Genomic DNA, 13,044 nt, shown 5'->3' with positions numbered 1-13,044 from the left:
TGCTCAGATGACGGGTAGTCCCTCCGGGCCGGCCCCGCGCATCGAGCGGGTCAGCTTCCGGTCGTCGCTCCACAGGAAACAGCGCACCCCCCGGTCGCCCTCCTCCCACTCCCGCTGCGACGGCGGGTAGAAGATGGACCCGGCCCGGTACGGCAGCTCGGCGTTGTCCGGCACGTCGGCGAAGGCGGCGATCAACGTCATGCAGCGCCGGTGCACCGACGGCGCGCCCCGGGTGAACTCCGCCCAGCTCACGTCGCGTTCGGAGTAGACGCCCACGAACTCGGCCCGGTGCGGTTCGGTGCAGAGCACCGGCGCCATATAGTTGAGGTTCTGCCCGATCAGCTTCGGGTCGAAGCAGCGGTGCACCAGCGGGTTGTCGCCGACCAGGGCGCCACGCAGGCTGCCGATCCGGTTGACCGGCCGGGTGTTGTCGATGCTGTCGGTCTCGGCCAGGTCGCAGCGGAACCAGCGCGCGCCGGCGACCCAGGCGGTGGCCGGGGGCAACGCGATGTTCAGCGTGAGCCGGGCGGCGTGCCAGTCCCCGCCGATCATCTCCCGGGCCCGCTGGTCGCACTCGGTGCGCGCGACGCGCAGCGCCGGGGAGCCGGGCTCCGGGCGGGCGCCGGCGGCCGCCGGACCGGTGAACGTGCCGACGTGGACCGCCTCGGCCAGGTGGCTGCCGGCGCAGTTCACCGTCTCGTACGTGGCGGCCTGCACCACCGCGGTGAGCCGGGGCAGGCACGCGTCGGTGGCCGGGACGAACAGCTGGGGCGCGGGCAGCGCCGCCCAGTCGTCGACGAGGTCCCCGTCGGCCCGGTGCGCCGGGACGCAGCCGGCGATCACCGCCGTCACGGCACCGGCCAGCGCGAGCGTGTGGAGCCACCGTCGCATCGTCCGCCCCTTCGCCGGAGAGATGGCAGCCGCACACCGCGGGCCCGTGCGGCGTCCCCCGCGCCCGGGCGGCAGCATACGTGACCGTCCCTGTAGGAGTTTCGTCATCTTTCAATCGATCGGCCAGTCACCGACGACTATTCGTGTCGATTTCCCGCCCGGACGGGTCAATGGTGCACCACAGGTGACGGGCGGGTCACAGCCTGTCCCACACGGTGCCGCGCTGCGGACGGCGGGTGACCACGTTCGTACACTGGCCCCGTGACCGTACCGCCGCCGATCGTCGCGCCCAGCATCCTGGCCGCCGATTTCGCCCGCCTCGCCGACGAGGTCCGTGCCGTGGAGTCCGCCGCCGACTGGCTGCACGTGGACGTCATGGACAACCACTTCGTGCCCAATCTGACCATCGGCCTGCCGGTGGTCCAGAGCCTGCGCGCGGTGACCCAGATCCCGTTCGACGTGCACCTGATGATCACCGACCCGCGCCGCTGGGCCCCCGGGTACGCCGACGCCGGCGCGTACAACGTCACGTTCCACGCCGAGGCGTGCGACGACCCGGTGGCGCTGGCCAAGGACCTGCGCTCGGCCGGCGCGAAGGCGGGGTTGGCGATCGACCGGGACACCCCGATCGAGCCGTACCTGGAACTGCTGCCCAGCTTCGACACGCTGCTGATCATGACGATCAAGGCCGGCTTCGGCGGCCAGCGCTTCCTGCCGCAGCTGCTGGACAAGGTGCGCGCCGCCCGCCGGCACGTCGACACCGGGCACCTGGAGCTGCGCATCGAGGTGGACGGCGGCATCGCCGCGGACACCATCGAGCAGGCCGCCGCGGCGGGCGCGGACGCGTTCGTCGCCGGCACCGCGGTCTACGGCGCCGACGACCCGGCCGAGGCGGTACGCCGCCTGCGGGGCCTGGCGGAACGTGCGATGACCGGGGCCTGAGATGGACCCGGCCGACGACCGACCCGACGTGATCCTGGTCGTCGACGACGACGAGGACATCGCCCGCTTCGTCGAGTTCAACCTGCGCCTGCACGGCTTCGAGGTGCTGCACGCCGCGGACGGCCAGGAGGCGCTGGAGGTCATCGAGCGGGAACGGCCGGACCTGGCCGTGGTCGACCTGATGATGCCCCGCATCGACGGGCTGGAGCTGACCCGCCGGCTGCGCGCCGACCCGATGACCTCGGCGCTGCCGGTGATCATGCTGACCGCCAAGGGGATGACCTCCGACAAGGTCAACGGTCTCAGCGCAGGCGCCGACGACTACCTGGTCAAGCCGTTCGACACCGCCGAGCTGGTCGCCCGGGTCAGCTCCACGCTGCGCCGCAACAAGGAGTTCCGGGAGGTCTCCCCGCTGACCGGTCTGCCCGGCAACAGCCGCATCCGGCGGGAGATCAGCGACCGGGTGCGCAACGGGGTGGACTACGCCGTCGGCTACATCGACATCGACCGGTTCAAGAGCGTGAACGACCGGTACGGCTTCGTCCGCGGCGACGAGTTCATCTCCGCGCTGGCCCGCAGCCTGCACCGCGCGGTGGTGTCGATCGGCCTGCCGCCGGCCTTCCTCGGCCACGTCGGCGGCGACGACTTCGTCATCGTCTGCGCACCCGAACAGGTCCGGCCGCTGACCTTTCGGGCGGTGGAGGACTTCGAGAAGGCCGCCGACGGGCTCTACGACCCGATCGACCGGGAACGCGGCTTCGTCGAGTTGAAGGACCGCCGCGGCAACATCCGCCGGGCCGCCCTGGTCACCCTCTCCATCGGGGTGTCGCTGTCCGATTCCGGCAAGCGGTTCACCGACCCGCTGGAGGCCATCGCCGTGGCCTCGGAGATGAAGACGGTGGCCAAGAGCCAGCCCGGCTCGTACGTGGCGGTCGACCGTCGCCGGGGCGTCACCTGAACCGGACGCCGGCGGCTGTGAGGTAGCTCGCCTCTGTGGCGCACGCCGCCGCCGAACGTGTAAGACTTCCGGTGTACCCACCACGCGCTGGCGGGGCTCGGTGAAATTCCGAACCGGCGGTGATCCACGGTCCGACCGTGGTAAGCCCGCGACCCGGACGGCTTCGGCCGGACGGTGGACCTGGTGAGAATCCGGGGCCGACGGTTGGGGTGCGGCTCGTCCGCCCCCAGACAGTCCGGATGGGAGACAGCGCGCGGAACGGGGGAGGTCCCTGGTGGCCGCTGAGCACCCTCAGCCGCGCCCGTGGGCTCCCCGGGGTCGGCGTCGCCGTCCCCGGGTCTCTCCGCCGCCGCGTGTGCGCGGTGTCCGTGCCGCTCCTGTCGAACCCGCCCGCGCGTGACCGGCGAGCGGGAGGGCAGGGCAGGCCATGGCGAGCGTCTCCGTCGACGAGGCGATGCGTCGTGCCGTCGCGTTGGCCGCCCGCGGCCTCGGCGCGACCAGCCCGAACCCGGTCGTCGGCTGCGTGCTGCTCGACGCCGACGGCGAGGTCGTCGGCGAGGGCTTCCACGCGTACGCCGGCGGGCCGCACGCCGAGATCGTCGCGCTGGCGCAGGCCGGCAAGCGCGCCCGGGGCGGCACCGCGGTCGTCACGCTGGAGCCCTGCGACCACACCGGCCGCACCGGCCCCTGCAGCCACGCGCTCATCGCGGCCGGCGTGTCCCGGGTGGTGGTCGCGGTGCCCGACCCGAACCCGGTGGCCTCCGGCGGCGCGGCCACCCTGCGCGCCGCCGGGATCGAGGTCACCCTCGGGGTACGCACCGAGGAGGCCGAGGCCGGCAACATCGCCTGGCTCACCTCGATGCGCCGCGGCTGGCCGTACCTGATCTGGAAGTACGCCGCCACGCTCGACGGGCGCTCCGCCGCCGCCGACGGCACCAGCATGTGGATCACCTCGGAGGCGGCCCGGACCGACGTGCACGCGCTGCGCGGCACCGTCGACGCGGTGCTCGCCGGGGTCGGCACCGTGCTCGCCGACGACCCCCGGCTCACCGCCCGTAACCTGCGCGACGGCACCCTGGCCATCCGGCAGCCGCTGCGGGTCGTGGTGGACAGCTCGGGGCGTACCCCGGCCGACGCGCGGGTCCGCGACGGCGCGGCCCGGACCTGGGTGGCCACCGCCGCCGAGGTCGGCGCCGGCCCGGACGGCCGGGTCGACCTGACGGCGCTGCTCGCCGAACTGCACCACCGCGGGGTACGCGCCGCGCTGCTGGAGGGCGGCCCCACGCTGGCCGGCGCGTTCCTCGCCGCCGGCCTGGTCGACCGGATCGTCGGCTACGTCGCGCCGAAGCTGCTCGGCGCCGGCCCGACCGCGCTGCGCGACGCCGGCGTGACGACGATCGCCGACGCCATCGACCTGGAGATCACCGACGTTACGCCGGTCGGTCCCGACCTGCGGATCACCGCGCTGCCCCGGAAGAGGGAGGCCTGAACATGTTCACCGGCATCGTCGAGGAGCTGGGCGAGATCGTCCGGAGCACCGAGACCGCTGACGACTCGGCGCTGGTCGCCATCCGCGGCCCGCTGGTCACCTCGGACGCGCGGCACGGCGACTCGATCGCGGTCAACGGCGTCTGTCTGACCGTGGTCGACGTCGACGGCGGCGTGTTCACCGCCGACGTGATGGGCGAGACGTTGCGGCGCACCGCGCTCGGCGTGTTGCGCCCCGGCGACCCGGTCAACCTGGAGCGGGCCGCCGCGCTGAACAGCCGGCTCGGTGGCCACCTGGTGCAGGGGCACGTCGACGGCGTCGGCGAGGTCATCGGCCGGGAGCCGGCCGCGCAGTGGGAGACGGTTCGGTTCCGGCTGCCGGCCGAACTGGCCCGCTACGTGGTGGAGAAGGGCTCGATCACCGTCGACGGCGTGTCCCTGACCGTCGCCGAGGTGGGCGACGACTGGTTCTCGGTCGGCCTGATCCCGACCACGCTGAAGCTCACCGTGCTCGGCACGAAGCAGGTCGGCGACCCGGTCAACCTCGAGGTCGACGTGCTGGCCAAGTACGTCGAGCGGCTGATGGGGGGTGCCCGGTGACGGGCCCGCTCGGCTGGCTGCTCGACGCCCAGGTGCACGTCGCCGGCTCACCGGTGCTGGTCCGGGAGATCGTCGGCAACGTCTTCGGGCTCGCCTCGGCGCTGCTCGGGTTGCGCCGGGTGGTGTGGGCCTGGCCGGTCGGCATGATCGGCAACGCGTTGCTGTTCACCGTCTTCCTCGGCGGCGTCTTCGCCACCCCGCAGGCACACGACCTCTACGGCCAGGCCGGCCGCCAGGTCTTCTTCTTCGCGGTGAGCGTCTACGGCTGGTGGCGTTGGTCGCGCAACCGCCGCGCGGGTGGCGGCGAGCCGGCCGTGGTGCCGCGCTGGGCCACCTGGCGGGAGCGGCTGGGCCTGCTCGCGGTCGCGGCCGTCGGCACCGCCGCCGCCTACCCGGCGTTGGCCGCGCTCGGCTCGTGGGGCCCGCTGCCGGACGCCTGGATCCTGGTCGGCAGCCTGCTCGCCACCTACGGCATGGCGCGGGGCTGGGTGGAGTTCTGGCTGATCTGGATCGCGGTGGACGCGGTCGGCGTGCCGCTGCTGCTGCGTGGCGGCTTCTATCCGTCGGCAGCGATGTACCTGGTCTACGGCGCGTTCTGCGCCGCCGGCCTGTACAGCTGGTGGCGTACCTCCCGGGCCGCCACGGCCGCCCGCACCCGGATCCCGGCGACGTACTCGGAGGTCGTGGCATGACCATCTTCGGTTCCATCGAGCAGGCGGTGGCGGACATCGCCGCCGGGCGACCCGTGGTCGTGGTCGACGACGAGGACCGGGAGAACGAGGGCGACCTGATCTTCGCGGCCGAGCTGGCCACGCCGGAACTGGTCGCGTTCATGGTCCGCTACACCTCCGGCTACATCTGCGTGCCGCTGACCGAGGACGAGTGCGACCGGCTGGACCTGCCGCCGATGCACCACACCAACCAGGACCGGCGCGGCACCGCGTACACGGTCACGGTGGACGCCCGCGAGGGGGTCACCACCGGCATCTCCGCCGCGGACCGCTCGCACACCATCCGGCTGCTCGCCGACGCCGGGACCGACCCGACCGACCTGGCCCGTCCCGGCCACGTGGTGCCGCTGCGCGCGCGGTCGGGCGGGGTGCTGCGCCGGGCCGGACACACCGAGGCGGCGGTGGACCTGACCCGGCTGGCCGGGCTGCGCCCGGCCGGGGTGCTCTGCGAGCTGGTCAACGACGACGGCACCATGATGCGCCTGCCGGACCTGGAGAAGTTCTGCGCCGAGCACGGGCTGACGCTGGTCACCATCGCCGACCTGATCGCCCACCGGCGACGCACCGAGAAGCAGGTCGAACTGGCCGCCGAGGCGCGGATGCCCACCCCGTACGGGGTGTTCCGGGCGCTCGGCTACCGCGCCGAACACGACTCGGCTGAGCACGTCGCGCTGGTCATGGGCGACCTCGGCGACGGGCGCGACGTGCTGGTCCGGGTGCACTCCGAGTGCCTCACCGGCGACGTGTTCGGCTCGCTGCGCTGCGACTGCGGACCGCAGTTGCAGGCGTCGCTGGCCCGGGTCGCCCAGGAGGGACGCGGGGTGGTGCTCTACGTGCGCGGGCACGAGGGGCGCGGCATCGGCCTGCTGCACAAGCTCCAGGCGTACCAGTTGCAGGACCAGGGGCGCGACACGGTGGACGCGAACCTCGACCTGGGTCTGCCGGCCGACGCGCGGGACTACGGCACCGGCGCGCAGATCCTCTACGACGTCGGCGTCCGCTCGATGCGGCTGCTGACCAACAACCCGGCCAAGCGGGCCGGCCTGGAGGGGTACGGCCTCACCGTGACCGGCCGGGAGGGCATGCCGGTGCGGTCCAACCCGGAGAACGTGCGCTACCTGCGCACCAAGCGGGACCGGATGGGCCACCTCCTGGACGGGCTGGACGAGGCGACCGAGGCCCCGATGGGCCGGCCGGTCGCCGGTGACGAGATCGGAGCGTAGGACGATGGCGGGTTTCGGAGAGCCGGGCGTGACCGCGGTGGACGCCGCCGGCATGACCGTCGGCGTGGTGGCGGCCCGCTGGCACGGCGAGCTGACCGACCACATGGCCGAGCGGGCGGTCGCCGCGGCCGAGGCGTGCGGTGCGCGGGCCGTGGTGGCCCGGGTGGCCGGCTCGGTGGAGCTGCCGGTGGTGGCCCAGGCCATGGCACGCCGGTACGACGTGGTCGTCGCGCTCGGCGTCGTGGTGCGTGGCGCGACCGCGCACTTCGACTACGTCTGCCAGTCGGTCACCGAGGGGTTGACCCGGGTGGCGCTGGACGAGGGCAAGCCGGTGGCGCACGGGGTGCTCACGGTGGACACCATCGAGCAGGCCCGGGACCGGGCCGGGCTGCCCGGCTCGGCCGAGGACAAGGGCTGGGCGGCCACGGTGGCCGCCCTCGACGCCGCGCTGGCCGTCCGTACCCTGGACGCCCACGCCTCCCACCGCGTCGGCTTCGCCTGACCGCCTGACCGCCTGACCGCCTGACCGCCTGACCGCCTGGCCGGCGGAATGCGCCCGGCGTCGACGTGGTCGGGTGGCCGGGGCAGACGACGGCGGCCGGTGACCCGTTGGGTTCGCGCCGCCTTTAGAGCTGATATCAGAAACGACTCACCCGTTCGAACCGGCGTGTCGTGTGGCCGGCGATCGCCCCCGCGGCGCCGGGTCCCGTGCTGCCCGGTTCCGTGCCGCCCGGTCCCGTGCTGCCGGTCCCCGTCCACGACCCCCGCCCGTAGGGGCCCGATGATCGACTCAGTACGCCGAGGTGCCGGTCCGGCGCGGTCGGCGGCCCGAGTCGTTTCTGATATCAGCTCCACAGGCGGCGTGGAGGCACCCGGACGGATGGCGGCCGCCGGAGGGCCGGCACCGCCGCGAGCGGAGAGCGCCGGAGCGGAGGCCCACCCCGATCCGGCCGGGAGGGTGCGACGGCGGCCGGTCGAACCCGACCGACGGACCCGGGGCGAGCGGCCCCGGCGGGCGGCTGGAAGAATCGCCTTCCGTGAAGACGTTCGAGGAGTTGTTCGCCGAGCTGCAGGCCAAGGCCGCCGCCGGCACCCCCGGCTCGGGCACCGTCGACGCGCTCGCGAAGGGCGTGCACTTCATCGGCAAGAAGGTCGTCGAGGAGGCGGCCGAGTCGTGGATGGCGGCCGAGCACGAGGGCCCGGAGCGGGCCGCCGAGGAGATCTCCCAGCTGCTCTACCAGGCGCAGGTGCTGATGCTGGCCACCGGTCTCGACCTGAAGGACGTCTACCGACATCTCTGAGTGCCCGTCCGCTGATCATCCGATCGAACGAAGGAGCACTCCCATGCTGCGTGTCGCCGTACCCAACAAGGGCGCCCTGGCCGAGTCGGCCGCCGGGATGCTGCGCGAGGCGGGCTACCGCCAGCGCACCGACCCGAAGGACCTGGTCTGCCGGGACGAGCCCAACGACATCCAGTTCTTCTACCTGCGTCCCAAGGACATCGCCACCTACGTCGGCTCCGGTGACCTGGACGTCGGCATCACCGGGCGCGACCTGCTGATCGACTCCGGCGCGCCGGCCGAGGAGGTGGTCGACCTCAACTTCGGTCGGGCCACCTTCCGGTTCGCCGCCCGCCCCGACGACGTCGCCTCCGTCCAGCAGCTCGGCGGGCACCGGATCGCCACCGCGTACCCGGGCCTGGTCGAGCGACACCTGGGCGAGCTGGGCGTCAAGGCCGAGGTGATCCGGCTCGACGGCGCGGTGGAGAACGCCATCCGGCTCGGCGTGGCCGACGTGGTCGCCGACGTGGTGGAGACCGGCGCCACGCTGCGCCAGGCCGGCCTGGTGGTCTTCGGGGAGCCGTTGCTGCGCTCCTCGGCGGTGCTGGTCCGCCGGGCCGGCGCGCCCGGCGGCGCCCAGCAGGAGCAGCTCCAGCGTCGACTGCACGGCGTGCTGGTCGCCCGCCGCTACGTGATGCTCGCCTACGACGTGCCGGCCGGCCTGCTCGACCGGGCCAGTGCGCTCACGCCGGGCATCGAGTCGCCCACGGTCTCGCCGCTGCACCGGGAGGGCTGGGTCGCGGTGCAGGCGATGGTGCTCCGCGACGACGTGCACCGGATCATGGACGAGCTGTACGAGTTGGGCGCCCGGGCGATCCTGGTCACCAACATCCACGCCTGCCGGCTGTGAGGCCGCTGCCGCTGCCGGCCGCGCTGGCCGTCGTCGTCCTGGGTGGCGTGGCCTCGGCCGCCCAGGGCGTGGTCAACGCGGAGCTGGGGGAGCGGACCGGTGATCCGGTGCTCGGCGCGGTCGTCAACAACCTGGGCGGCTGCCTGCTCGTGCTGGTCGGGCTGGCCGTCGTGCCGTCGATGCGGACCGGGCTGGCCGGGCTGCGCCGCGCCGGGCTGCCCTGGTGGGCGTACCTGGGTGGGCTCGGCGGCGCGGTGATCGTGCTGACCGCCCCGGTGGTGGTCCCGGCGCTCGGGGTGGCGGTGTTCACGATCGCCCAGGTCGCCGGCGGCAGCCTCGGCGGGCTGGCCGTCGACCGGGCCGGGCTGGCCGCCGGCGGGCGGCTGCCGCTCACCGTGCCGCGGGTGGCCGGGGCGGCGCTCGGCGTCGGCGCGGTGGCCCTCGCCCAGCTCGGCCGGCCGGTCGGTGACCTCGCGGTGGGCCTGGTGCTGCTCTCCGTGGTCGGCGGGCTCGCGGTCGCGTTGCAGTCGGCGCTCAACGGCCGGGTCGCGGCCGTGGTCGGCCCGGCCGCCGGCCTCGCGGTGAACTTCCTGGTCAGCACCACGGTGATCGGCGCGGTGGCGGTGCTGGCCGGCGCGTTCGCCGAGCATCCGCGCTGGCCGACGCAGTGGTGGCTCTACGTCGGCGGCCTGTTCGGCGTCGGCATCGTGCTGGCGCTGCTGGTCGGCGTCCGCGCGGCCGGGGTGCTGCGCACCGGCCTGGCGCTGGTGGCCGGGCAGCTCGGCGGGGCGCTCCTGCTCGACCTGGCGTTGCCCGGCGGGCCCGGCGTCCGGCTGCCGGTGCTGGCCGGCGCGGTGCTCACGCTGGTGGCCGTGCTGGTGGCCGGGGTACGTCGGCGCGGCGCGGTCCGTGTGGCGGCCGAACGTGAGCGCGAGCCGGATGGCAGACTGGTCGGGTGAGCGATTCCGTGGTGACCGTGCGGCCCCGCCGCGTCCGGGTGGTCTGCTGGGCGTCGGCCGTCGCGCTGCTGGTGGTGTTCAGCCTCGTCGCGACCTCGTTGTCCGGTTCCACCGGTGAGGGCTACGGCACGTTCCAGCGCGGCGACCAGTTCGCCATGGTCGGTCTCGGGGTCTTCGGCGCGCTCGGCTTCCTGCTGTTCACCCGCCCCCGGGTGACCGCCGACGCCCGCGGCGTGCGGGTCCGCAACGTGATCAGCTCCTACGAGCTGCCCTGGGAGGTCGTGCGCGGGGTCCGGTTCGACCGCGGCGCCCCGTGGGCCAGCCTGGAGCTGCACGACGACGACCTGCTCCCGATGGTCGCGTTGCAGGCCGCCGACAAGGAGAGCGCGGTCGAGGCGGTCCGGGCGCTGCGCCGCCTGCACCAGGCACACCTGGCCGCCCTCGCCGCCGGCCAGCCGGCACCCCGCTGACCTGCGGGGCCCGGTTTGGGTCGGCCTGGGCCGAGGGTGTAGTCTTGCGGAGTCGACCAGACTGCCCCCGTCCCTGACGCGCGGGTGGTCATGAAGCGGAGCGCCCGCTCCCACCCGAGTCGCCGTCCAGGTGTCCGGGTCCGGTCCCCGGGTTTCGGGCACGTCCCGATCCCGGATGCGCGATCCTGTGATCGTGCCGACCGGTCGAGTGGGCCCTGGCATACGCCGGGGCCTTCTGCTTTCCGAGTCGGCTCCCGCCCGGGAGCCCACGGAGTCGGCACCACACGAGACTTCGACTCGAGGAGGCCCCATCAGCGTCGAACCACGCGTGAACGAGCAGATCCGGGCACGTGAGGTCCGACTGGTCGGCCCCGAGGGTGAGCAGGTGGGCATCGTCCCGCTGGAGCGCGCCCTGCAGCTGGCCGCGGACGTCGACCTGGACCTGGTCGAGGTTGCGCCGATGGCGCGCCCGCCGGTGTGCAAGCTCATGGACTTCGGCAAGTTCAAGTACGAGAGCGCACTCAAGGCGCGCGAAGCGCGGCGTAACCAGCAGCAGACCGTCATCAAGGAGATGAAGCTTCGGCCGAAGATCGACCCGCACGACTACGAGACCAAGAAGGGTCACGTGGTGCGGTTCCTCAAGGCGGGCGACAAGGTCAAGGTGACGATCATGTTCCGCGGTCGCGAGCAGAGCCGCCCGGAGCTGGGTTACCGGCTCCTGCGCCGGCTCGAGTCCGAGATCACGGACCTGGGATACGTCGAGGCCGCGCCGAAGCAGGACGGCCGAAACATGATCATGGTTCTCGCTCCGCACCGGGCCGTCAAGGCCTCCGCGGTCGCCGCCACGGCGTCGCGCGGTGGGCCCCGGGACCGCGCCGCGGAGGAGTCCGGAGCCCCGGCAGGTGGCGAGGCCCCGGCGGCCGGCGAGACCGCAGCAGCCGGTGAGACCGGCCCGACCGCTGACACCAGCGGCCAGTAACAGGGAGAGACGTTCCACATGCCGAAGATGAAGAGCCACACGGGTATGGGCAAGCGGGTCAAGGTGACCGGCAAGGGCAAGATCGTCGCCCAGCAGGCCGGCCTCCGCCACAACCTGGAGAAGAAGGCCAGCACCCAGACCCGTCGGCTGACCGGCACGGTCGAGCTGGCCAAGGCCGACACCAAGCGCATCAAGAAGCTGCTCGGCCGCTGACGCGCGCCACCTGAACCGAAGAAGGAGTTGAGATGGCACGCGTCAAGCGGGCTGTGAACGCCCAGAAGAAGCGTCGTACCCTGCTGGAGACCGCGAGCGGTTACCGCGGTCAGCGCTCCCGGCTCTACCGCAAGGCCAAGGAGCAGGTGCTGCACTCGATGCAGTACTCCTACCGGGACCGTCGCGACCGCAAGGGCGACTTCCGGCAGCTCTGGATCCAGCGGATCAACGCCGGAGCCCGGGCCAACGGCCTGACCTACAACCGCCTGATCCAGGGCATGCGCCTGGCCGGCATCGAGGTCGACCGCAAGATCCTGGCCGACATGGCCGTCAACGACGCCGCCGCGTTCGCGGCGATCGTCGAGCTGGCCCGCGCCGCCGTGGCGGCCGAGGGCACCGGTGGCGCCGCGGCCCAGGCCGCCTGACCCACCTGTACGCGGCCCAGGCCGCTGACCCACCCGTACGGCAGATCGAGGCGTCTCCCATGCAGTCACCGTCGCAGGGGAGGCGCCTCGACGCCGTTCCCGGTCCGTTCACCCCGCGTACCCCGAGGGTCGTCGCGGCCCGCCGGTTGCAGCGCCGGCGCGACCGCGAACAGACCGGCCGGTTCCTGGCCGAGGGGCCGCAGGCGGTCCGCGAGGCGCTCGCCCTCGGCGGCGCCGTGGTCGAGCTGTTCGGCACCCCGGCGGCGCTCGACCGGTACGCCGACCTCGCCGCCGCCGCGGCCCGCGCCGACGTGCCGGTCTCCGAGGTCACCGACGACGCCCTGGCGGCGCTCGCCGAGACCGTGGCCCCGCAGGGCCTGGTGGCGGTCTGCCGGCACCTCGACGTCCCGATGGACGAGGCCCTGGCGCGCGGGCCGCGCCTGGTGGCGGTGCTCGCCGGGATCCGCGACCCGGGCAACGCCGGAACGGTGCTGCGCACCGCGGACGCGGCCGGCGCCGGCGCGGTGGTCTTCGCCGGCGAGGCGGTCGACCCCTACAACGGCAAGTGCGTGCGGGCCTCCGCCGGCAGCCTCTTCCACGTCGACGTGGTGCGCGCCGCCGACCCGCTCGCGGCCGTCGAGGCGCTGCGGGCCGCCGGCCTGTCGATCCTCGCCACCACCGGCTACGGCGACAGCGACCTCGACGACCTCGCCGACGCCGGCCGGCTCGCCGCCCCCACCGCCTGGCTGTTCGGCTCCGAGGCGCACGGCCTGCCGGAGGAGCTGACCACGGCCGCCGACGCCCGGGTGCGGGTGCCGCTGCACGGGCGCGCGGAGAGTCTCAATCTGGCTGCGGCGGCGGCCGTCTGCCTGTATTCTTCGGCGAGAGCACTGCGTCGACCCACGGTCACGCAGGACGGAGCAGGGGAGTCCGCCACGTGATGAACGCGCCACGGCGTTCGTTTAGCCAGCCCGC

The 13,044-nt window shown here is 73.7% G+C and carries 16 protein-coding genes and 1 riboswitch; of the genes, 15 read left to right on the top strand and 1 reads right to left on the bottom strand.

What is annotated here, in order from left to right:
* Window positions 1-3 precede the first annotated feature (3 nt).
* Complete coding sequence (locus tag CO540_RS07905) at window positions 4-891, bottom strand: septum formation family protein (protein WP_099161523.1); 888 nt, start codon at window positions 889-891, stop codon at window positions 4-6.
* A 261-nt stretch (window positions 892-1,152) separates the two neighbouring features.
* Here CO540_RS07905 and rpe point away from each other — a divergent pair, with 261 nt between their 5' ends.
* The 15 genes from rpe (at window position 1,153) to CO540_RS07830 (ending at window position 13,010) form a co-directional block, all read left to right on the top strand.
* The gene (rpe, locus tag CO540_RS07900; RefSeq protein ID WP_099161522.1) at window positions 1,153-1,833 is read left to right on the top strand and encodes a ribulose-phosphate 3-epimerase; all 681 of its coding nucleotides are present in this window, start codon (window positions 1,153-1,155) and stop codon (window positions 1,831-1,833) included.
* Window position 1,834: 1 nt separating this feature from the next.
* Window positions 1,835-2,791, top strand: coding sequence for a response regulator (locus CO540_RS07895; RefSeq protein ID WP_091577993.1), 957 nt, complete (start codon window positions 1,835-1,837; stop codon window positions 2,789-2,791).
* An 82-nt stretch (window positions 2,792-2,873) separates the two neighbouring features.
* Window positions 2,874-3,046: riboswitch (FMN riboswitch) on the top strand.
* Between the two features lie 172 nt (window positions 3,047-3,218).
* Window positions 3,219-4,280 carry a bifunctional diaminohydroxyphosphoribosylaminopyrimidine deaminase/5-amino-6-(5-phosphoribosylamino)uracil reductase RibD gene (gene ribD / locus CO540_RS07890; protein ID WP_099161521.1) on the top strand — a complete coding sequence of 354 codons (1,062 nt, stop codon included), beginning with the start codon at window positions 3,219-3,221 and terminating at the stop codon, window positions 4,278-4,280.
* A gap of 2 nt (window positions 4,281-4,282) precedes the next feature.
* On the top strand, window positions 4,283-4,879 hold the full coding sequence (locus CO540_RS07885) for a riboflavin synthase (protein ID WP_099161520.1): 597 nt from the start codon (window positions 4,283-4,285) through the stop codon (window positions 4,877-4,879).
* A complete protein-coding gene (gene pnuC, locus CO540_RS07880) occupies window positions 4,876-5,571 on the top strand; it encodes a nicotinamide riboside transporter PnuC (RefSeq protein WP_099161519.1) in 696 nt (231 codons plus the stop codon). Before CO540_RS07885 ends, pnuC begins: the two co-directional genes overlap by 4 nt.
* Window positions 5,568-6,833, top strand: coding sequence for a bifunctional 3,4-dihydroxy-2-butanone-4-phosphate synthase/GTP cyclohydrolase II (locus CO540_RS07875; RefSeq protein WP_099161518.1), 1,266 nt, complete (start codon window positions 5,568-5,570; stop codon window positions 6,831-6,833). The genes pnuC and CO540_RS07875 overlap by 4 nt, the downstream gene beginning before the upstream one ends.
* A gap of 4 nt (window positions 6,834-6,837) precedes the next feature.
* Window positions 6,838-7,335: a 6,7-dimethyl-8-ribityllumazine synthase gene (ribH, locus tag CO540_RS07870; RefSeq protein WP_091577981.1), complete on the top strand. Its 498-nt coding sequence runs from the start codon at window positions 6,838-6,840 to the stop codon at window positions 7,333-7,335.
* A 517-nt stretch (window positions 7,336-7,852) separates the two neighbouring features.
* Window positions 7,853-8,134 (top strand): phosphoribosyl-ATP diphosphatase, encoded by a 282-nt coding sequence (locus CO540_RS07865; RefSeq protein ID WP_216642383.1) that lies wholly within the window; start codon window positions 7,853-7,855, stop codon window positions 8,132-8,134.
* Window positions 8,135-8,177: 43 nt separating this feature from the next.
* A complete protein-coding gene (gene hisG / locus CO540_RS07860) occupies window positions 8,178-9,023 on the top strand; it encodes an ATP phosphoribosyltransferase (protein ID WP_091577975.1) in 846 nt (281 codons plus the stop codon).
* Complete coding sequence (locus CO540_RS07855) at window positions 9,020-9,982, top strand: DMT family transporter (protein WP_099161517.1); 963 nt, start codon at window positions 9,020-9,022, stop codon at window positions 9,980-9,982. The genes hisG and CO540_RS07855 overlap by 4 nt, the downstream gene beginning before the upstream one ends.
* Complete coding sequence (locus tag CO540_RS07850; RefSeq protein WP_172967807.1) at window positions 9,979-10,452, top strand: PH domain-containing protein; 474 nt, start codon at window positions 9,979-9,981, stop codon at window positions 10,450-10,452. Before CO540_RS07855 ends, CO540_RS07850 begins: the two co-directional genes overlap by 4 nt.
* A gap of 328 nt (window positions 10,453-10,780) precedes the next feature.
* Complete coding sequence (infC, locus tag CO540_RS07845; RefSeq protein ID WP_091577968.1) at window positions 10,781-11,431, top strand: translation initiation factor IF-3; 651 nt, start codon at window positions 10,781-10,783, stop codon at window positions 11,429-11,431.
* 18 nt (window positions 11,432-11,449) lie between these two features.
* On the top strand, window positions 11,450-11,644 hold the full coding sequence (gene rpmI, locus CO540_RS07840) for a 50S ribosomal protein L35 (RefSeq protein WP_091309655.1): 195 nt from the start codon (window positions 11,450-11,452) through the stop codon (window positions 11,642-11,644).
* Window positions 11,645-11,676: 32 nt separating this feature from the next.
* The gene (gene rplT, locus CO540_RS07835; RefSeq protein ID WP_091577965.1) at window positions 11,677-12,069 is read left to right on the top strand and encodes a 50S ribosomal protein L20; all 393 of its coding nucleotides are present in this window, start codon (window positions 11,677-11,679) and stop codon (window positions 12,067-12,069) included.
* Window positions 12,070-12,128: 59 nt separating this feature from the next.
* Window positions 12,129-13,010: an RNA methyltransferase gene (locus tag CO540_RS07830; RefSeq protein ID WP_099161516.1), complete on the top strand. Its 882-nt coding sequence runs from the start codon at window positions 12,129-12,131 to the stop codon at window positions 13,008-13,010.
* Window positions 13,011-13,044: the final 34 nt, after the last annotated feature.

The sequence above is a fragment of the Micromonospora sp. WMMA2032 genome, from assembly GCF_002688545.1.
GTDB lineage: Bacteria > Actinomycetota > Actinomycetes > Mycobacteriales > Micromonosporaceae > Micromonospora > Micromonospora sediminicola.
Note: the sequence above shows the minus strand (reverse complement) of the source record. Positions and strands in the feature narration are given on the sequence as shown.